The 19,639-nt window shown below is 49.9% G+C and carries 18 protein-coding genes and 1 pseudogene; 8 read left to right on the top strand and 11 right to left on the bottom strand.

Annotation, left to right across the window (positions count from 1 at the left end; translation table 11 throughout):
* Window positions 1–131: 131 nt before the first annotated feature.
* Window positions 132–1,547 (top strand): sodium:proton antiporter, encoded by a 1,416-nt coding sequence (locus DTO96_RS01560; RefSeq protein WP_114561887.1) that lies wholly within the window; start codon window positions 132–134, stop codon window positions 1,545–1,547.
* Between the two features lie 206 nt (window positions 1,548–1,753).
* Here the strand turns inward: DTO96_RS01560 and DTO96_RS01555 are convergent, their stop codons facing one another.
* From DTO96_RS01555 to DTO96_RS01520, 8 genes and pseudogenes are all read right to left on the bottom strand, one after another.
* On the bottom strand, window positions 1,754–2,200 hold the full coding sequence (locus DTO96_RS01555) for an HIT family protein (protein ID WP_114561886.1): 447 nt from the start codon (window positions 2,198–2,200) through the stop codon (window positions 1,754–1,756).
* A gap of 163 nt (window positions 2,201–2,363) precedes the next feature.
* A complete protein-coding gene (gene argB, locus DTO96_RS01550) occupies window positions 2,364–3,281 on the bottom strand; it encodes an acetylglutamate kinase (RefSeq protein ID WP_114561885.1) in 918 nt (305 codons plus the stop codon).
* Window positions 3,282–3,456: 175 nt separating this feature from the next.
* Window positions 3,457–3,855, bottom strand: a pseudogene (locus DTO96_RS13090) (VOC family protein).
* A 121-nt stretch (window positions 3,856–3,976) separates the two neighbouring features.
* Window positions 3,977–4,600, bottom strand: coding sequence for a glutathione S-transferase family protein (locus tag DTO96_RS01540; protein ID WP_114561884.1), 624 nt, complete (start codon window positions 4,598–4,600; stop codon window positions 3,977–3,979).
* 164 nt (window positions 4,601–4,764) lie between these two features.
* Window positions 4,765–5,292 (bottom strand): DUF2867 domain-containing protein, encoded by a 528-nt coding sequence (locus DTO96_RS01535; protein ID WP_114561883.1) that lies wholly within the window; start codon window positions 5,290–5,292, stop codon window positions 4,765–4,767.
* A gap of 69 nt (window positions 5,293–5,361) precedes the next feature.
* The gene (locus DTO96_RS01530; protein ID WP_114563872.1) at window positions 5,362–8,061 is read right to left on the bottom strand and encodes a DNA topoisomerase III; all 2,700 of its coding nucleotides are present in this window, start codon (window positions 8,059–8,061) and stop codon (window positions 5,362–5,364) included.
* 246 nt (window positions 8,062–8,307) lie between these two features.
* On the bottom strand, window positions 8,308–9,045 hold the full coding sequence (locus DTO96_RS01525) for a sulfite exporter TauE/SafE family protein (RefSeq protein ID WP_114561882.1): 738 nt from the start codon (window positions 9,043–9,045) through the stop codon (window positions 8,308–8,310).
* A gap of 191 nt (window positions 9,046–9,236) precedes the next feature.
* Window positions 9,237–9,428, bottom strand: a complete 192-nt coding sequence (locus tag DTO96_RS01520; protein WP_114561881.1) for a hypothetical protein — start codon at window positions 9,426–9,428, stop codon at window positions 9,237–9,239.
* A 269-nt stretch (window positions 9,429–9,697) separates the two neighbouring features.
* Here DTO96_RS01520 and mnmE point away from each other — a divergent pair, with 269 nt between their 5' ends.
* From mnmE to DTO96_RS01505, 3 genes are all read left to right on the top strand, one after another.
* Complete coding sequence (gene mnmE / locus DTO96_RS01515; protein WP_114563871.1) at window positions 9,698–11,104, top strand: tRNA uridine-5-carboxymethylaminomethyl(34) synthesis GTPase MnmE; 1,407 nt, start codon at window positions 9,698–9,700, stop codon at window positions 11,102–11,104.
* 214 nt (window positions 11,105–11,318) lie between these two features.
* A complete protein-coding gene (locus tag DTO96_RS01510; protein ID WP_114561880.1) occupies window positions 11,319–11,636 on the top strand; it encodes a YkgJ family cysteine cluster protein in 318 nt (105 codons plus the stop codon).
* Window positions 11,637–11,939: 303 nt separating this feature from the next.
* Complete coding sequence (locus tag DTO96_RS01505; protein WP_114561879.1) at window positions 11,940–12,833, top strand: DMT family transporter; 894 nt, start codon at window positions 11,940–11,942, stop codon at window positions 12,831–12,833.
* A gap of 146 nt (window positions 12,834–12,979) precedes the next feature.
* Here DTO96_RS01505 and aqpZ read toward each other — a convergent pair whose 3' ends face one another.
* Window positions 12,980–13,681 carry an aquaporin Z gene (gene aqpZ, locus DTO96_RS01500; RefSeq protein ID WP_114561878.1) on the bottom strand — a complete coding sequence of 234 codons (702 nt, stop codon included), beginning with the start codon at window positions 13,679–13,681 and terminating at the stop codon, window positions 12,980–12,982.
* A 487-nt stretch (window positions 13,682–14,168) separates the two neighbouring features.
* Here aqpZ and DTO96_RS01495 point away from each other — a divergent pair, with 487 nt between their 5' ends.
* Both DTO96_RS01495 and DTO96_RS01490 read left to right on the top strand, forming a co-directional pair.
* A complete protein-coding gene (locus DTO96_RS01495) occupies window positions 14,169–15,647 on the top strand; it encodes an APC family permease (protein ID WP_114561877.1) in 1,479 nt (492 codons plus the stop codon).
* Window positions 15,648–15,649: 2 nt separating this feature from the next.
* Window positions 15,650–16,537: a universal stress protein gene (locus tag DTO96_RS01490; RefSeq protein ID WP_114561876.1), complete on the top strand. Its 888-nt coding sequence runs from the start codon at window positions 15,650–15,652 to the stop codon at window positions 16,535–16,537.
* A 182-nt stretch (window positions 16,538–16,719) separates the two neighbouring features.
* Here DTO96_RS01490 and ruvX read toward each other — a convergent pair whose 3' ends face one another.
* Both ruvX and DTO96_RS01480 read right to left on the bottom strand, forming a co-directional pair.
* Entirely contained in the window at window positions 16,720–17,133 is a 414-nt protein-coding gene (gene ruvX, locus DTO96_RS01485) for a Holliday junction resolvase RuvX (protein WP_225972528.1), read from the bottom strand.
* Entirely contained in the window at window positions 17,130–17,738 is a 609-nt protein-coding gene (locus DTO96_RS01480) for a YqgE/AlgH family protein (RefSeq protein ID WP_114561875.1), read from the bottom strand. Before DTO96_RS01480 ends, ruvX begins: the two co-directional genes overlap by 4 nt.
* A 510-nt stretch (window positions 17,739–18,248) precedes the next feature.
* Between DTO96_RS01480 and mraZ the strand changes: the two genes are divergently transcribed.
* Window positions 18,249–18,677 (top strand): division/cell wall cluster transcriptional repressor MraZ, encoded by a 429-nt coding sequence (gene mraZ, locus DTO96_RS01475; protein ID WP_114561874.1) that lies wholly within the window; start codon window positions 18,249–18,251, stop codon window positions 18,675–18,677.
* Window positions 18,674–19,612, top strand: coding sequence for a 16S rRNA (cytosine(1402)-N(4))-methyltransferase RsmH (gene rsmH, locus DTO96_RS01470; protein WP_114561873.1), 939 nt, complete (start codon window positions 18,674–18,676; stop codon window positions 19,610–19,612). Before mraZ ends, rsmH begins: the two co-directional genes overlap by 4 nt.
* Window positions 19,613–19,639: the final 27 nt, after the last annotated feature.

The following is a 19,639-nucleotide window of genomic DNA, read 5'->3' as shown; positions in this document are numbered from 1 at the left end:
TGTGCGTAAAATTTACATTTTTGCACATCAATTGTTGTTTTATGCTTTATGCTGAGGTGCGTGCCGATGTTGGCATGGTGTGTGCGCAAAATGCGTTTTAGATCAAATTCGAGATGACAATGGCGGTGGGTATGTGGAAATTTTTGATGGTTGTGTGGATGTGTTTAAATGCCAACGTTGCATGTGCTGCGGGTGTGGGTATGACGCACATCAGTTTGTCTTGGGCATTGCCATTTGCTGGTGTGTTGTTGTCAATCGCCCTCTTTCCCCTTATTGCCCCTCAGTTTTGGCACCATCATTTCGGTAAAATTGCTGTGGGGTGGTCTGCGGCGTTTTTACTTCCTGCCATGGGCTATTTTGGGCTGGATGAGGTGTTGCGTGTGGTGGCACACGCATTGTTGGCGGAGTACATCCCGTTTATTGTATTGATTGCCAGTTTGTTCATCATTTCAGGTGGTGTTTATGTGCGCGGCAACCTGCACGGCAGTCCCGAGGTTAACGTGGCGATTCTATTTGCGGGTGCGGTGTTGGCCAGCGTGATGGGTACAACGGGTGCATCCATGCTTTTGATTCGTCCATTGTTGCGCGCCAATGACAATCGGCAACACAAAGTCCATGTGGTGGTGTTTTTTATCTTTTTGGTGGCCAATATTGGTGGCTCATTGACGCCTTTGGGCGATCCCCCATTGTTTTTGGGGTTTTTGAACGGTGTGCCATTTTTGTGGACTTTGCAGTATATATTTTTTGAAACATGCTTATCTGTGGTGATTCTGCTGGGCTTGTTTTATATGATTGATCGTTATTATTACCACAGACGAGAAGAAGATTTACCTGAAATCATGGATCCCACACCTGATACCCATGGCATTGGTTTTGATGGTCAGTTGAATTTTGTCTGGTTGTTGGGGGCGATTTTCTTTGTTTTATTAAGCGGTCTCTGGAAATCGGATGTGGACTTTAATGTGTTGGGCACCACTGTGGGTTTGCCCAGTTTGGTGCGTGATGTGGGTTTGGTGGCGATGGCATGGCTGTCATGGGTGACGACAGCACGAAGCATTCGGATCAAAAATCAATTTAATTTTGAACCTGTCTTTGAAGTGGCAAAATTATTTATCGCCATTTTTATCACCATTGCACCAGTGATCGCCATGTTGCAAGCGGGCGTAGAGGGGCCTTTTGTGCGATTGGTGCATTTGGTTCACGATGCCAGTGGTACACCAATTGACAGCCATTATTTTTGGGCGACTGGCTTGTTGTCTGGCTTTTTGGACAATGCACCGACCTACTTGGTGTTTTTCAATTTGGCGGGTGGCGATGTTGCGCATTTGACCACGGATTATGCCAGCACTTTGGCTGCAATTTCAGCGGGGGCTGTGTTCATGGGCGCTTTGAGCTATATCGGGAATGCCCCCAATTTTATGGTGAAATCGATTGCAGAACACAGCGGTTTGAAAATGCCATCGTTTTTTGGTTATATGGCGTGGTCGTTTGGTATTTTAATCCCATTGTTTGTGTTGTTGACCGTATTGTTTTTTAAGCCGATGTGACAACCGATCGGGAATCGACCTGCATGGTGACTGAATGCTTGGCTATTCTTGGCTTGATTGAGGGGTTCTGTCGAAACCCTTTGGAAATAAACCCAGCAGGTTTAATGGGTTGTCAGTAAACCGTTTTTAGACTTCACCTTATTGGATTACTTGTGAATGCAATAGACCTCTTCTGCATTTTCTTGCCAAGCTTTTAGTGCCGTTGATTAAGCCCATAACGCAATGCGCAGGGCATTGACCAGTGTGTCGTATTGCGCTTTAGAAACGCAGGGTTGAGCGGTTTGTGCTGCTTGTGTTTGGGTTAAAGCCCAAACGGGATTGGGGAAGTTCACGTCGGTGGCGAATCTGGGGATGACATGCCAGTGCAAGTGCGGGGTCATGTTGCCCAAACTGGCCAGGTTGATTTTTGTGGGCGATAAAACATCGCGCATGACCTGTTCAACAGTGAACACAACGTCCAATAACATATGACGCTGGGCTGGGGTGAGGTTCGTCATTTCGGCCACGTGTTCGTGCCACACCACGCGTACAAAGCCCACAAAATGTGGGTCATTGACCATGATCACGCGCAAGTCGGCATTGCGCCAAACCAATTCCCCGCCCGTTGTGTTGCACAGCTCACATTGGGGGACTTGAGCATAGATTGGAAGCATGGTTATCCTAAAAAATGCGTCCATTGAGGCGGTGCTGATGCACCACCTCAATGGGCAATGTAAAAAAAGCATCAATCGCCATGTGCTTCATCACAAAATGAAGCTTAGCGGGGTGATGATTAAAATCGGATGGTTTAAAGTTTGATGGTCACAATGCAAGCGCTCATTGGGTGATCATCGTACCCACACCAGTATCGGTCAAGATTTCCAGCAGCATGCAATGCGGCACACGGCCATCAATGATGTGCACTGAATTCACACCGCTTTTGGCGGCATCCAATGCCGATGAAATTTTTGGCAGCATGCCACCCGACAGCGTGCCATTGGCGACCAGCTCATCGATCTTACTGGCGTTTAATTGACTCATCAAATTGCCTTCTTGATCAAGCACACCTTTGATGTTGGTCAACATCACCAATTTTTCTGCATCCAGTGTTCGCGCCAACTCACCTGCAACCACATCGGCATTGATGTTGTAGGACACGTTGTTTTCATCGGTGCCAATCGGTGAAATCACGGGAATAAAGCCGCCGTTAATGAGTGCGGTCACCGCCGCAGGATTCACCTGGGTCACATCGCCGACCAAGCCGATGTCATGTTGCACCGATGGGTCTTTGATGTCTTGCAAATACAGCTTTTTAACCTGAATCAAATTGCCGTCACGCCCTGATAAACCAACTGCTGCACCGCCTGCGTGGTTAATCAAACCAACGATGTCGCCTTGCACCTGACCCGCCAGAACCGATTCAACGATGTCCATCGTGTCTTCATCGGTCACGCGCATGCCTTGAATGAATTGACCTTTAATGCCCACACGGGTCAATGCCGCTTCAATTTGCGGGCCACCGCCATGCACCACAATCGGTTGAATCCCAACCAATTTAAGCAACACCACATCACGCGCAAAACACTCTTGTAAATATTTGTCGGTCATCGCGTTGCCACCGTATTTGATGACGATGGTTTTGCCCTGAAAGCGGCGAATGTGCGGCAACGCTTCCGCAATAATGCCCGCTTTTAAGTTCGGGGAAATGGTCGCAATCTGCTCGTAAAGGTCTTTAACGTCGGGATTGAAAGGCATGTTGAAAAATCCTTAAAAGTAAATGGGTCAGTGATACCTCAAGGGGTGAATTATCGCATTGATGGGGCACGCTGTCGCACAAAAAAGAGGGTTAATGTGTGCAAATCATACCGTCAGTGTCCACTTGATTGCCATCCGTGCGTGATCCGCCTTCAATGGCTCGCTTGTCGTGGTTTCATTCTTGCACATGCCCCTCATTTTTGGGGTTCATTTGAAGCAAATCCCAGCGGTTACCATATGGGTCTTCAAATACCACGACAGTCCCATAGTTTTCAACGCGTGGGGGTTCGACGAAATGAACGCCTCGTGTTTGATAAGCCCGATAGTCGCGCCAAAAGTCATCGGTGTGTAAAAACAAAAACACCCGCCCACCTGTTTGATTGCCGACTCTGCTGGCTTGTTAAGGATTGACCGCGCGTGCCAGCAGCAAAGAACAACTGTTCGCTGATGTGTTGGGGCCAACCACAACCCAACGCTTACCCGCTTCCCGAGGCTCATCGGCCAGCAATGAAAAGCCCAACACGTGTGTGAAATAAGCAATGGCATCGTCGTAGCCCGGTACAACGAGGGCCATGTGCATCAGGTGTGTCGACATGAGGTGTGTTTTCTTAAATCGCTCTGAATGGCGCGGAGGTGTTTTTTAGGGTTTAAAAGAATGTGAAAGCATGGTGTTCAAAAAGTGATGGCCTAGGCAATCAAGGCATTCCATTGCGGCCATGCGTCATAAAACCAGCCCGTGTGCTCAAACGATCGCAGTACGCCCTCACTGCGGGCAAATTGGCATGCGCAATCGGTGCGGCCATCCAGCGGTGGGTGGACAACCCCAACACCACATCCGCCAATGTGAATGCCTCGCCCGTCACAAAAGCACCCGTGCGATTCAATTGTGCATCCAATATCGCCATGTGACGATTCCAGTTGGCCACACCGGCCGCAAGCAGTGCAGGGTCTTGGTAGTCGGCATGGCCGCGCACCAAAGACATGAATGCGTAGCGCCACGAATTATTCAATTCACTGGCTTGCCAATCCATCCACTGCTCCACCCTCGCCCTTGAGATGGGGGTGCTTGGCAGCAAATCGTCGCGACCACGGCGGTGTGCCAAGTAACGGCAAATCACGTTGGACTCCCATAACGTCACATCGTCATCCTGAATCACGGGCACCATGCCGTTTGGGTTCATGGCGAGAAATTCAGGCGTGAGCGTGGAAATGAAACCTGAACCGTAATCCTCTTGGGTGAAGGGTTCGTTGAGCTCAACGCAAGTCCACAGGACTTTACGAACGTTGATGGATGTGCTTTTGCCATAGATTTTGAGCATAATGTCCCTTGTGCGTGTCTTTGCGTTGATGCTTTTGGCTTCACGTCTCGTTTGATGCATCGCATGCCGACGCCTGTGATAAAACATGTTGCTGGTGGTCTTTTGAACCGCAACATGCTGTTTTCATGTGGAGTCATCTTGCATCCATGATGCGTGATGCGGTTTTATTTAGAAGTCACCGTCGGAAATCGAGCCACCACTGCGGGCGCAATGATTTTGTGGGCAGGGCCAACGAAAAACATGTAAATTCGACCCAACGTGTTGTGGACATGGACAACGGTGGACATTGCCATGTGGCGCTTGTCGCCTTCAGATTGCCTTAAGACAGACACTTTTACATCCAAGTGTTTGTCTGAATCGCCCAATATGACCTCTTGATCGGACACGGCCAGCAGCGTGAAGATGCCGATTCGATCCCCAATAGCATAACTGTCCAACGGCCGATTGGGGTCAATCCTGCTGAGTGTGCCTAAATTTTTTAACCCCACCCATTGCACCACTGTGTTGCGCAACCCCATTAAACGATCGACCCATGCCGGTGTTTGACCCACAGTTTTTAAGTACAACGCCAATGCGGGTGCATCCGATGTGCCGATGCTGATCCGATGGCAATCATAAAAAGAAGCGCTTTGAAGTTCGTGATGAATCATGCTGTTGCGTGGTACAGGGATGTGCTCAACGTGGGAAGACATGGTTTGCTTTCTCAGGGAGCCAAGGCGCATCTCAGGGATGGCCTTGGCGGTTTGCTTGGCTTGAGCGCCTTACTCGACTTGTTCTGCGGTTGTTTTTGCCGATTTTCTGACGGCAGGTTTTTTGGTTGCACTTGCGGTCGCCAATTTGGCCGTGGTTTTAGTTGAGGTTTTGCTTGTTGTTTTAGCTGCTGTTTTGACCGTTGTTTTGGCTGCTTTTTTCACCGTCGATTTGACGGCTTTAATTGCTTTCGCAGGCGCATCATCGGCCGCAACGCCTTCATCGGTTTTAGCTGTTTTTGCGTTGGGTTTCTCTGCTTTTGGGGCTTTCGCCTCAAACTCAAAGCCCACTTTACCTTTGGTGTTGACCAAAAATGCTTTGAACATCCGCCCTGTGCGCGCGGACTTGAAACTGGTGAGCAGGTCGGTGCGGCCTGTGGTTAACAGTTTTTCCATTTGTTCGCGGCTGATTTCTTGTTGCAAAATTACTTTTCCTGAACGGAAATCGCATTTTTTATCTGCACCGTAGGTGTTTTCACAGGTGTAGCGTGTGCCCGCGTCGAAGACATTGCCACCGCATTTTGGGCAAGGGCCGATGGGGGTTTGTGCACTGAAATCGGGTTTTTCTTCATCGTCTGCGCTTTGTCCAAAATCAAATTCCATTTTGTAACGTGCAGGCGATTCTTTGTCTTCGACAACCCGTAAAATCGCGGCAAATGGGCGTCCCATCTTGCTGCGGAAGCCCTGTAACAATGGGGTTTCACGGGTTTTCAGCAGGTCTTCGACTTCTTGTACTTCAAACGTGCGTCCGCCTGGGGTTTTGGACATTGAAAATTCGCATTGGGTGCAGGCGAAACGGCGGTAGTTTTCTTTGATGACACCACCGCAATTGGGGCACGGTGTGGTCAGGGTGGCGTAATCGCCTGGAATCGTTTCTGCGTTGAACTCTTTGGCACGTTTGACGATGATTTGTGCCATTTGATGCACGTCGCGCATGAATGCGTCGCGTTTGATTTCACCGCGTTCCATTTGTGCGAGGCGATTTTCCCAGTCGCCCGTCAATTCGGCGGAGGTCAGTTCTTCGACGCCCAGACCGCGCAGCAAGGTCAGTAATTGAAACGCTTTGGCGGTTGGAATCAATTCACGGCCTTCGCGCACGAGGTATTTTTCAAACAATAAACCTTCGATGATTGAGGCGCGGGTCGCTGGCGTGCCGAGGCCTTTGCCACTCATGGCTTCACGCAGTTCGTCATCCAATAATTTGCCCGCACCTTCCATCGCTGACAACAACGTGGCTTCAGAGTAGCGTGCGGGCGGGCGGGTGGCGAGGCCAATGAGGTCGACGTGCTCTGTTTTAACTTTTTCTTCTGGGGCGACCGCGACGAGCATGTCGTCTTCTTTTTGCTCATCGCGCCCATAAATGGCTTGCCAGCCCGCATTGACCAATACACGCCCTTCTGTCTTGAAATGATGCGCCAACACTTGGGTGATGCGCGTGGTCACGAGGTATTCTGCAACTGGGAAAAACACCGCCATAAAGCGTTTAACGACCAAATCGTACAACTTTTGTTCGGGTTCGCTCAGGTTTTTTGGGGCTTGCAGGGTTGGAATGATCGCAAAGTGATCTGAGATTTTTGAATTGTCAAAAATACGTTTGTTGGGTTTGACCCAGCCATTTTTCTCGATTTGCTGTGCAAAACGGGTGTAGTTGTTTTGCTCTTTCAACATCGCAACGGTCTGTTTGACCGTGGGGATATAATCTTCGGGCAGTGCTTTGGAGTCGGTACGCGGGTAGGTCAGCACTTTGTGCTTTTCATACAAGGCTTGCGCCAAACCAAGGGTGTTTTTTGCACTGAAACCAAAACGGGCATTGGCTTCACGTTGCAAACTGGTCAGGTCAAACAGTGCGGGTGCTGTTTGTGTGGAAGGTTTGGATTCCTCTGTGACCGTGCCTTTTTGACCTTCACAGGCCATGACAATGGTGGATGCGGCGATTTTGCTCCACAGGCGCGAGTCACGACGCTCGGTGTCGGTTTCATCTTTCTTGAATTTTGGATCGTACCAACGGCCTTTATAAACCCCTTGGGCACAGACAAATTCAGCATGCACTTCCCAATAATCGCGTGATTTAAAGGCGCGAATCGCCTCTTCACGCTCGACCACAACGGTCAGTGTGGGGGTCTGCACGCGACCCACCGTGGTCAAAAAGAAACCACCGTCCTTGGAGTTAAATGCTGTCATGGCGCGTGTGCCATTGATGCCCACGAGCCAGTCGGCTTCTGAGCGTGAGCGTGCGGCATCGGCCAAGTTCAACATTTGTTCGTCGGTGCGCAGGTGCGCCAAGCCATCGCGAATCGCTGTCGGTGTCATGCTTTGCAACCACAGGCGTTGCGAGGGTTGCTTGGCTTTGGTGTACTGCATGATGTAACGGAAGATCAGCTCCCCTTCACGCCCCGCATCGCAGGCGTTGATGACATTGCTGATGTCTTTGCGCTTGAGCAGCTTGGTCAAGGTTTTGAGCTTGGATTCTGATTTGACGATGGGACGCAAGTCAAAGTGCGGTGGAATGTGTGGCAAATGGGTGAAGCTCCACTTCCCACGTTTGATGTCATGCTCTTCGGGCACAATCAGTTCAAGCAAGTGGCCGACTGCTGCGGCAACGACAAAGTCGTCATTTTCGTGGAAGTCGTCTTTTTTTATGCATCCGCCGATGGCTTTGGCGATGTCGTTGGCGACCGAGGGTTTCTCGGCGATGATGAGGGTTTTGCTCATGGCTTGCCTGTCTAGTGCGAAAGTTGGAAAACGTGAATGCATGCAAATCCATTCAACGTTTTAAATATATGTGTGTGCAAAGCAGACCGTCGACATCGTGAGGGCGATGTTAGGGTTGATTTTTGGGCTATCATACGCGTAAGACAATGGATTGCGCAAGCAGGATGTCCGAATAATTCCAATCTGAAATTAATGAAAGTTGAGATTAGTTTGCGATGGTTGCAAAGGTTCAACTTTTGGAAAAAATCATTTCAAATAAGCTGTGATGAGGTATTTGAGCACAAGTTGCAGCGCCAGTACCGTCACCAGCCATTTCATGAGCCATAGGCCGCGTTGTTCAGGGATGGCGTCGCGTAAAAAACGCCCCGCATACGAGCCAAATGCCGATCCCGCCAACATCAACACCATCAGCTGCCAATGGTCACGAAAGGCAAACCCCGCAGCCATATAAGTGGCCACTTTGAATGCATGCATAAAAGAGACCATCGCCGCTTGGGTCGAGATGACTTGATTTCGATTTAAGCCTTGTCGGATCAGAATCGGTGGCATGATCAGGCCAATTGCGCCCACAAATAAGGAGGCGCATGTTTGAAACAAACCCAGCAAAAACATATTGTCAAACAGCACGCTCAGGCGGCGGATGATGTTTGTCCATGTGCACACCAAAATAAACACACCCAAAATCAGCGGTAACAGATCGAATTCAAACGAGTCCAAAAGAAAGTAACCCAGTACGCCGCCCATCAACGCACCAGGGATGTACGGGCGCACCAAAGACCATGACACCGTTTTCCAGTCAAACAGCAACCGAGAGCTGTTGCTCATCAATTGAGTCGCACCGTGGATGGGAATGACCAAATTGGAAGCAAGAAAATTGGGCAATAAAACCAGTAAAATTGCACCGCCACCCACGCCAAAACCTGCGGTGAAGGCGGAAGTGAGGGTGCAAATGAAGAAAAGGGCGATGTGGTTGAGGTCAAACATGCTGGGAGGTGGACGTCAGTGTCAGGTGAAAGAACGCATGCGCAACCGCCGAGTTCGCGTTCAAGTGAACACCATTATACGCAAAGACATCATGTCAATGAGTCGTCAATGAATCGTGTGAGGTGTTCAGCCATTGTTTCGAGAGAACCGACGTGAGTTTTGTGGCCATTTTTGTGACCACGACGATCAAATTAAAAGTGATGTAAGTCGACAGCTTCGTTGCGCTCTTGTTCACGCACGTATTTCAAGTTGGCCTCAGCATCGGTCACATTGCTGCGCATGCGTTTGAATGCATCCAGAGAGTCGATCAATTGTGCAAACATGAATTGAAGTGAATGCAAACTGGTTTTGAACATTGAAAAAGTCAATGAGAATGAAGTCATGACAACCTCCTTATTTAAAAAGTAACGGGCGTACGATTTTGTGCGCCGCAACATGAATTTATAATTCAATCGTGTATAAATCAAGGGTGTTGCTTTAAAAATAGGCAAAATGAGGGGGTTTTTTTGATTTTTTTACCAAAGTGATGTTGCAATGCAACAAATTTGAGTTAAATCGAAGCGTTTGCTTTTGGATGGCATTGTTTGACGACGCGCCGTTGAAAGCAAAAATGTTACAATCCCGCATCTTTTATTTTTATGAAAACACCACCATGACTGCACATGCTTCTAGCCCTTCAACCATTGTCGCCATTGCCACCGCCTCAGGGCGTGGCGGGGTGGGGGTGGTGCGCGCATCGGGCGGTTTGGCGGTTATTCAAGCTTTGATGCAAGCACTCTGTGGGCGCGCATTGACGCCCCGTCATGCACACTATGGTGCTTTTTTGGATGCACAAAACACGCCGATTGATCACGGCTTGGCGCTGTATTTCAATGCGCCGCATTCCTATACGGGTGAGCACGTGCTGGAGTTGCAAGGTCACGGTGGCCCTGTGGTCATGCAATTGCTGTTGCGCCGTTGCTTGCAAGCGGGTGCTGCTTACGGCGTGCGTTTGGCGGAGGCAGGTGAGTTCACTGAGCGTGCTTTTTTAAATGATAAAATCGATTTGGCGCAGGCTGAAGCGGTGGCCGACTTGATTGAGGCATCGACCGAAGCCGCGGCGAAAAGTGCGGTGCGTTCGCTGTCAGGAGAGTTTTCGATGCGCATTCACACTTTGGTGACTAAAGTGGTGCATTTGCGCATGTTGGTTGAGGCGACGCTGGATTTTCCTGAAGAGGAAATTGATTTTTTGCAAAAAGCGGACGCTTTTGGTCAATTGGATCGCATTCAAACGGAGCTGGCGGGTGTATTGACCACGGCCAAGCAAGGGGCTTTGTTGCGCAATGGCGTCAATGTGGTGCTGGTTGGGCAGCCGAATGTAGGTAAATCATCGTTGCTCAATGCACTGGCTGGGCAAGATGTTGCGATTGTCACGCCGATTGCGGGTACGACACGTGATACGGTGACGCAGGTGGTGCAAATTGAGGGGGTGCCGTTGAATGTCATCGACACCGCAGGTTTGCGTGACACCGATGATGTGGTGGAGAAAATCGGCATTGAGCGCACATGGGGGGCAGTCGAAAAAGCCGATGTGGTGCTGCATTTGGTCGATGCCATGCAAATGTCTGGAGAGGCGGAGCACATCGCGCACAATAACCTGGATGTGCAATTGCTCGCCGAACTGGCGAATAAAACGCCTGCGGGCACGCCTTTGATCACATTGGTGAATAAAACCGATTTGTTGAATGATCCCGTTGACGCTGTGGGGGATTGCATTTACATCAGCGCGAAAACAGGGGCGGGTTTGGATGATTTGCGCACTCGGTTGTTGACGATTGTGGGGTTTGAAAAATCGGCAGGTGATGTGTTTATTGCCCGAGAGCGCCATTTAACGGCTTTGAGGCTCGCCGATGCACACGTGCAGACGGCGTATGCCCATGCGTTGACGCAAGATCAGAAGCTGGATTTATTTGCTGAAGAATTACGTCTTGCGCAAGAACAGCTCAATCAAATCACCGGTGAGTTCACTTCAGATGATTTGTTGGGTGTGATTTTTTCTAGTTTTTGTATTGGTAAGTGATTAAGTAAGGCTGGTGATTAAGAAGTGAGGCGCTGAGGACAAAGAACAACCTCATTTGAATGAGGGCGTGGGCATTTGTCTTGGCAAGAGAATCCCGAGTGCTTTGCCTTTGTGCCTCTCTTTTCCAGCTAACGAGCGATCAGGTGGTTGGGTCGCATTTTTTAACCCGATGTGGTGCGCTTAGGGGCTGTGCCACCTGATTTTTGTGTAAACCATGAGTGATGCTTGTATCCGTTGTGGCGCGTGCTGCGCCAGTTTTCGTGTGTCGTTTTATTGGGCGGAAACCGATGCCCATCCCTCAGGCTGTGTGCCGGAGGCGTTGACCGAACCCGTCAGTCCTTATTTTGTTGCCATGAAGGGTACAAATCAAGCGCGGCTGCGCTGTGTTGCCTTGCAAGGGGAGATAGGGCAAGCCGCTGGCTGTGGTATTTATGCGTTGCGCTCCACTACTTGCCGTGATTTTGAAATGGGGGATGAGCGGTGCTTGGCTGCAAGGGCTTTACATGGGTTGCCGCCTTTGCCTCCGCTGTGAGCTCCGTGCTTGCTTGCGGTCGATGAGCTCGCAATGTTAAGAGGTTCATTTGATGGATGCGCCATGGCGTGCCGTTGAATGGGGGAGCGTGGAGTTATCTGTGGGGTGGTTGTTCTACCGAGCAGGGAGTGGGTTTGCTGTTTGCTCAGTGCACTGCTATAATTTTCTAAGGTGCTTTTTGTGCATTGTCTTGTGCGCCTTTTATTTTGTTCAGTTTTTTCTTCAAATGTCTCACGCGTGACCGTGATAAGCCACGCAGCGTCAGCGAATGCCATCACATGAACCTTTTTTGGAGCATGTCTGATGACGTCTTTCTTTTCTAAAAAATCCCTTGCCATTATTGCGTTACTGGAAGTCTCTTCGTTTTGGGGCTTGTGTTGGGTCGGCTATCGTCAATTGCATGTGTTTGGCATGAGTGGCATGGCTGCGGGTGTGTCCACCTCGATCGTGGCGGCCATCGTTGCAGGGATGTTGGCGTGGCGTGCGTTGCGTGAGGGTCGGTGGCGCGATGTGCCTTGGCCTGTTTTGTTGCTGTTGATGGCTTCATCAGCCATCAGTGCGCTGGGCTTCACATGGGGCATGGTGCATGGCGAGGTGATGCGGGTCATGCTGCTGTTTTACTTGATGCCTGTGTGGACGGTGATTTTGGCGCATTTGATTTTGAAGGAAAAAGCCAATTGGGCGGGTTGGTTGGGCGTGGGTTTGGGCTTGTTGGGGGCGGCATTGATGCTGTATGACCCTAAATTAGGCGCACCGTGGCCTGCTTCGCCCGCTGAATGGTCAGGGTTGGCTGCGGGCATAGGGTCGGGCTTGTTGAATGTGTTGGTGAAGCAAACACCTCACATGCGCTCGGACTCACGTGCTTTTTTCCTGTCTGTGGGGGGCGTCGTTTTGGGTTTGTCATGGCTGCCTTTTGAAATCGGGCCCCATCTTCCACGTGCCGACAGTGCAGGGTGGGCTGTGGCCGTGATGTTGGTGATGGGCTGTTTATTGCTGTTCACCAACCGCATGTATCAATATGGTGTTCGGCATTTGACTTCGCATCAGGTGGTGGTGATTTTACCGTTTGAATTGGTGGTTGGGGCGATGTCGAGTTGGTTGATTGCGGGGGAAGTGTTGAGTGTGCGTGCGTGGGTTGGTGGGGCGTTGATTTTAAGTGCAGGTGTGGTGTCGGCGTGGTGGAGCGATGGCCATTGAATGAAGGTGGTAAATGAATGTATGTGAATGTATGGGTTGTTTGATCCTTTTGGATTGGACGAGCTCAGGTTGATAAGATGTGAAGAAGCCCGCTCAATTGGAGCGGGCTTCTTTTTGGGTGTGTGACTTGAAATCAGGTGTGTAATTTATGCTTTGTCCGATTTAACCACGCGAAACAACACAGCACCCAAGATGCCGCCAACGATGGGGGCGACCCAGAACAGCCACAGTTGTGACAGTGCCGCTGTTTGTGCGAACAACGCCACACCTGTTGAGCGCGCAGGGTTGACCGATGTGTTGGTCACAGGGATGGAAATCAAGTGAATCAAGGTCAATGCCAAGCCAATGGCGATGGGGGCAAAGCCTGCGGGCGTGTCTTTATGGGTTGCGCCCATGATGATGAACAAAAATGCAGCTGTCATGACCACTTCGGTGATGAGTGCGGACATCATGCTGAATTTACCTGGAGAGAGTTCACCATAGCCATTCGATGCAAAACCGCCCACCCCTGTGAAGCCTGCTTTACCACTGACAATGATGAATAAGATGGCCGAAGCAACCACTGCACCCAATACTTGGGCGATCACATAACCTGCGATGTCTTTTGATGGAAAGCGGCCGCCAGCCCACAGGCCGAAGGTAACAGCTGGGTTGAAGTGCCCGCCAGAAATAGGGCCCACGGTGTATGCCATCGTTAGCACTGTTAAGCCAAAAGCGAAGGCCACGCCCATGAAGCCAATGCCCAGCGTGTTTGAAGCCTCAGGAAATGCGGCTGCCAACGCGGCACTGCCGCAGCCGCCCAATACCAACCAAAAAGTGCCGATAAATTCTGCCAATAGTTTGTTCATGAAAAACTCCAAGGTGTAAGTATGTAAAAGAGGTGAATTTTTGACGTTAAATGTTGTCAATTGTTGTTAAAATTGCGGGTTATTGAAGGCTGATCCGCGAGGTCTGATTATACGATATTTTGGAAAATCAGTTCAAAAAATACATCATTTTGTTGGTTTTGACAGATTTGTTCTAAATAGCTACTTATTCTTGATTGTTGTTAATCATTTGAGCTGTGTTTTGTCAACAGTACTCATTTTGTTGAAGTGGGGTGACCAGCAAATAACACAAAAAATCCATTTAATACAAAAATGTCGCTAAAATACTTGCGCTTCATTGAAATTTGGCGCATTCTTGCGTCACATGCCATTTTGATTCTTATCCATTTTCTGCACAAGGTGTGGGTGAGGGTTTTAATGCATATTTGCAGCCTTGGGCTGTTAAAAATAATCATAAGGCCTGCTTTTGGCAAGGCGTTACACAAAAATATCCTCTATGGAGACAAACATGAGTCAAACTTTACTGGGTCGCTTGATGCGAACAAAATCTGCAGATGCTGAGGCAGGTCATGAGGGGGGGCATGGCGGACATGGCAGCGGTGAGCTGAATCGTTCGTTGGGGCTTTTCTCTTTGGTGATGCTGGGGGTGGGTGCAACCATTGGTACAGGGATTTTCTTTGCAATGGGTGAGGCCGTGCCGAAAGCGGGTCCTGCGGTGATTTATTCATTTTTGATCGCAGGCTTGGCGGCGGCACTGACGGCCTTGTGTTATGCCGAACTGGCATCCAGTATTCCAGCATCGGGTTCCGCGTATTCTTATACGTATGTCACGATTGGTGAATTTGCCGCGTATATCGTCGGAGCGTGCTTGTTGCTGGAGTACGCGTTGGCGGCCAGTGCAACCTCGATTGGTTGGTCTGAGTATTTAAATAACTTCCTAAGCCATGCGTTTGGCTGGGAGATTCCAGAAAATCTGCGCAGTCCGTTGATTGTGTCGGGTGAAAATGGCAATGAAATGCATTGGGGGAATTTTAATTTGCCGCCAATGATTTTGGTGACCATGTGCTGCTTTTTGTTGTTGCGTGGCTCTAAAGAATCGGCCACCGTCAATGCAATCATGGTGTTGATCAAAATTGCGATTCTGGTTTTTTTCTCTGCGGTGGCTTTCACTGCTTTCAGTACCGAACACTTCAAACCTTTTAACCCTTACGGCTTGACGGGCAATGGCGTTGAAGGCAAAGGGGTTTTGGCCGCAGCGGGTACCATCTTTTTCTCATTCATCGGTTTGGATACCGTGGCAACGGCAGGTGCTGAGGTGAAAAACCCAAAACGCAATGTGCCTTTGGGCATTATTTTGGCTTTGCTGATTGTGGTTGCGTCGTATATTGCAGTGGCTGTGGCGGCGATGGGTGCACAACCTGCGGCCGAATTCGATGGGCAAGAAGCAGGTTTGTCCGCAATTTTGGAAAAAGTCACGGGCCAAGGCTGGCCTGCATTGTTGCTGTCGGCCGGTGCTGTGATTTCTGTGTTCTCTGTGACGTTGGTGACGATTTATGGCCAGACCCGTATTTTGTTTGCGATCTCACGTGACGGTTTGATTCCGCGCTCTTTCCGTCAAGTCAGCCCAAAAACCTTGGCACCTGTGTTCAACACGATTGCTGTTTGCATCATGGTGGGTTTGATTGGTGGTTTTGTGGATTCTGGTTACTTGTGGGACATGGTCAGCATGGGGACTTTAGTGGCGTTTTCTTTGGTGTCTATTGGTGTGATTGTCATGCGTTATAAAGCGCCGAACATGCCACGTGGTTTCAAATTGCCGTTTGGTGCGTGGACGATTCCATTGGCCAGTGTGGCAGTGTGTGTGTGGATCATGTCTGATTTGTCAAAAACCACTTATACTGTGTTTGCCATTTGGATCAGTTTGGCAATCTTGGGTTATTTTTTGTATGGCATTCATCATTCAAAATTAGCCAATAAAGGGGATTGAACATGAAAACCTGCTTGGTCGGTTATACCCCGGATTATGCGGGGCAAGAAGCACTGGCACTGGCGGTATCGTTGACGGCGCACTCAGGCTCGAATATCGTGGTGTGCACGGTGATTCCAGAGGTGTGGGGGCACCCATCGTTTGGCAGCAGCGTGGATCAAGATTATGGCAAATTTCTTGCAGAGCATGCCGCAAATGCACTGGATCAGGCGCGTGCACAATTGGGTGATGTGCCCAACGCGCGTTTTATTAAGTATGGTGCCAGTTCGGCGACGGTGGGTTTAACTGAGGCCGCAAAGCAAGAGGGGGCTGACATCATCGTGTTGGGTTCATCACGGTCTGGGTCGACTGGGCGTTTGTCAATGGGCGGTGTGTCCAGTGAGATCATGCATGTCGCTGAAATACCAGTAGCCATGGCGCCGCGAGACCATCGGGTCAAAACCAGCCCACCGATTTCACGTTTGACTTGCGCCTATTCTGGACTTGAGGCTGCGAGTGGCACGGTGCTTGAGGCGTTGGGCATGGCGACGGCATTGGGTGTGCCATTGCGCTTGGTTAGCTTTGCTGTGCGTGATCGTCAAATGTACCCATCCTTGGTGGGTTATCAAGCCGAGCGTGTGATTGCCGATGAATGGCGTCTTCAAGCGGAGGTGACGCTTGAGCGCATTCGCGAGCAGTTGTCTGGACATGAGCCGCCAATTGAGGTGGCTGTGGCTGAAGGTGAAACGTGGGACGATGCAATGAACCACTTGGATTGGTTGTCTGGTGAGGTTTTGGCTTTGGGCTCGAGCCGCATGGGCATGCTTCAACGGGTGTTTTTGGGCTCCAATGCCAATAAAATCATGCGTGCTTCACCTGTGCCTGTGATGATTTTGCCTAAAGTTTCATAGCCTGATCATGGTGTTTGATGAGGTCATTTCGAAGGGTTGATCGAAGGACTGATCCTGTTCTGTAAATCAAGCTTCGATGTGTTTTCATGAAAAGCCCCAGCAATCGATTGCTGGGGCTTTTTGCGTCTTAAATGACGATGTATTTTAGGCTTAGCAAACAACGCTTGCTGTTATACCTGCTGTTATAGGCTGCTCAAATGTTGTTGGAGTATCACTGCGGCCGCTTGGTCGTCTTGGATGGCCGATCGCACTTTTCCATTGGCTTTGCGCGTGGTCTTTGAGGGGATTACGGCGGAGGTGTAACGCTCATCAACCTCAATGACATTGAGGTTCAGCGCATGACGCAGTTGAGCAATAAACGCCAGACACGCTGCCGTCATCTCATGTGGTGTGCCGTCGGGGTGGCGAGGAACGCCGATGGCGACAGCATGTGCTTGCCAATCGCGCGCCAACTGAGCAATGACGCGAATGACCTGAGTGTCATCGTCGCGTTGAATGACCGTTAATGGTTCGGCACTGTGTGTCAGTGTATTGCCAGTGGCCACACCAACACGCTTCAGGCCGTAATCGATGCCCAGTATGGTTTCAATAGTCATGCGTGCCCCATTTGTTCTGACAACATGGCCGCATTAAAACCCAATAAACGCATGGCTTGGTCGTATTTTTCACGGGGCAATGTTTCAAACAACACATGTTCATCGGCTTGAACATTGAGCCATGCGTTGCGTGCCAATTCATCTTCGAGCTGGCCCGCCCCCCAGCCGGCATAGCCCAGTGCAAGCAGCATGTGGTGTGGTCCTTCTCCTCGGGCAACGGCTTCAAGGATGTCGCGTGAGCTGGTCAGACCCAAATTGTCATTGATTTGTATGGTGGCGGCGTATTGTTTGAAAGGGGAGTGCAGCACAAAGCCCCGCTCCGTTTGAACGGGGCCACCCACCAATACGCTGTCTGTGCTGTGAGCCGCGTACTGGATTTGCATCTCATCCACCACCGCCAGCTTGGTAAGCACATCAGAAATGGTCACTTCCGACTCACGGTTGACCACGAGGCCGAGAGCACCTGAAGGATTGTGCTCACAAATATAAATCACGGTTCGTTCAAAAGCATCCCCTTGCTGGCTGGGCATGGCGATTAAAAACTGTCCGACCAAGTTGAGTGGGCTGGTCAATGAGGTATGAGGTGAGGTTTGTTCAGTGTTCATGGTGTCATTTTAGCGTAAAAAGGGTTTTGTTTTTGAAGTGTTGTTGCTGTTCGGACTGTTTTCAGAACGATGGGTCTATTTCTTAAGGAGGGCTTTTGGTGGAGGGTGGCTTGCACCCAAGAAATTGACTGTTGAGGTGGCATTTGTGTGTTGTGAAAAATGTAAATCAGTCCGATGTGTTGATTTCTTGACGCATCACTTTCATAAAGTTTTGTAGCCGCTTGATTGTAAAGGTTTATTTGCAAAATTAATTTATTTGATAAATCGCTAAGCCATTGTCTTTATTGATAAATTTGGCTTTCTCGCTTGACTTGTGCAAAAGCCTGCCGTAAAGTGGTAAAAAGTGTCAAAAAGTGGGTTTTAGTGTTATTTAATAAGGCTTCGCATGGGTTTTTTGGTTTTTTTGATCGTGATTTGATTCTATCAAATTCAATGCGTCCGGTGTGAAGTCAAAAGATTTAATCCGTTGGTTCAGACGAATGAGCGGTGGGGCAATTGCAAGGACGTGCCATGTATAAAGGTATTTCAGCATTGGCGTTGGATGCGAAGGGACGGATGTTGATTCCGACCAAGTATCGCGATGCATTGGCTGTGCAGTGTGGGGGTCAATTGACATTGACCCGCCACCCGCACGGCTGTTTGCTGTTACTGCCGCGCACGGTGTGGGCTGACATGGAGCGTGACATTGCGGCGTGGCCAATGGCTGCACGGCCTTGGCAGCGTATTTTTATGGGCAATGCGACCGATATTGAAATTGACAGTGCGGGGCGCATCTTGCTTGCCCCCGAGCTGCGAGCTAAGGCGGGGTTGACCAAAGATGTGGTGATGTTGGGCATGGGGACGCATTTTGAAATTTGGGATGCAGCGCAACATGATGCAAATGAGGAGGCAACATTGGAAGCAGGCATGCCTGAGATTTTGAATGGATTTTCGTTTTGAGTGTTAATCAAGTGGGTGTGGAGCACATAACAGTCATGTTGAATGAGGCCGTTGATGCCTTGGACGTTCAGCCGAACGGCGTGTATGTGGATGGTACTTTTGGGCGTGGCGGGCACAGTCGTTTGATTTTGAGTCGCTTGTCCGAGCAAGGGCAACTGTGGGTGTTTGATAAAGATCCACGTGCGATTGCGGTGGCGCAAGAATTGGCCGCAAATGATGCCCGTGTGCATGTGGTGCACGACAGTTTTATTGCGGTTGAGCAGCATTTGATCGCAAACAGTGTCAATGGGGTCTTGCTTGATTTGGGCGTGAGCTCACCGCAAATTGATGATGCGGAGCGTGGTTTTAGTTTTCGTTTTGATGGGCCGTTGGACATGCGCATGGATGACAGCCGTGGCGTGAGTGCAGCGCAATGGATTGCAAACGTTGACGAGGTAGAGCTGGCGCGGGTGATCAAAGAGTATGGCGAAGAGCGTTATGCCAAGCCGATTGCCAGAGCGATTGTGGCGCGACGGGTCAATCAACCTTTTGAGCGCACATTGGATTTGGCAAAAGTGGTGGCCAGCCAGATTCGAGGTTTTGAAAAAGGTCAAAACCCAGCAACACGAACGTTTCAAGCCATACGGATTGCTGTGAATGCGGAGTTGAGTGAGTTGGACGCGGTGCTTGAAAGTGCTTTGGCTGTTCTGGCCGCACAAGGGCGTTTATCGGTGATCAGCTTCCATTCGCTGGAAGACCGTCGGGTGAAACAGTTCATTGCGAAATATGCAAAACACGATCAATCACTGTCAAGGTTGCCGTTGCGTGAAGATCAGTTGCCGCCGTTGCTTTTGCGGGGCTTGGGTAAAGCAAAGGCGAGTGCCGCCGAGGTTGACGCCAATCCACGCTCTCGTTCTGCTGTGCTGAGGGTGGCGTTAAAAAATACTCAGCTTTAAAAAGAGCAGGTTGTTGGCAGTTGTTGG

Source organism: Ephemeroptericola cinctiostellae, from assembly GCF_003339525.1.
In the GTDB taxonomy this organism is placed as follows: domain Bacteria; phylum Pseudomonadota; class Gammaproteobacteria; order Burkholderiales; family Burkholderiaceae; genus Hydromonas; species Hydromonas cinctiostellae.
The sequence above is the reverse complement of the archived record's forward strand: the minus strand, read 5'-3'. Positions and strand labels throughout refer to the sequence as shown.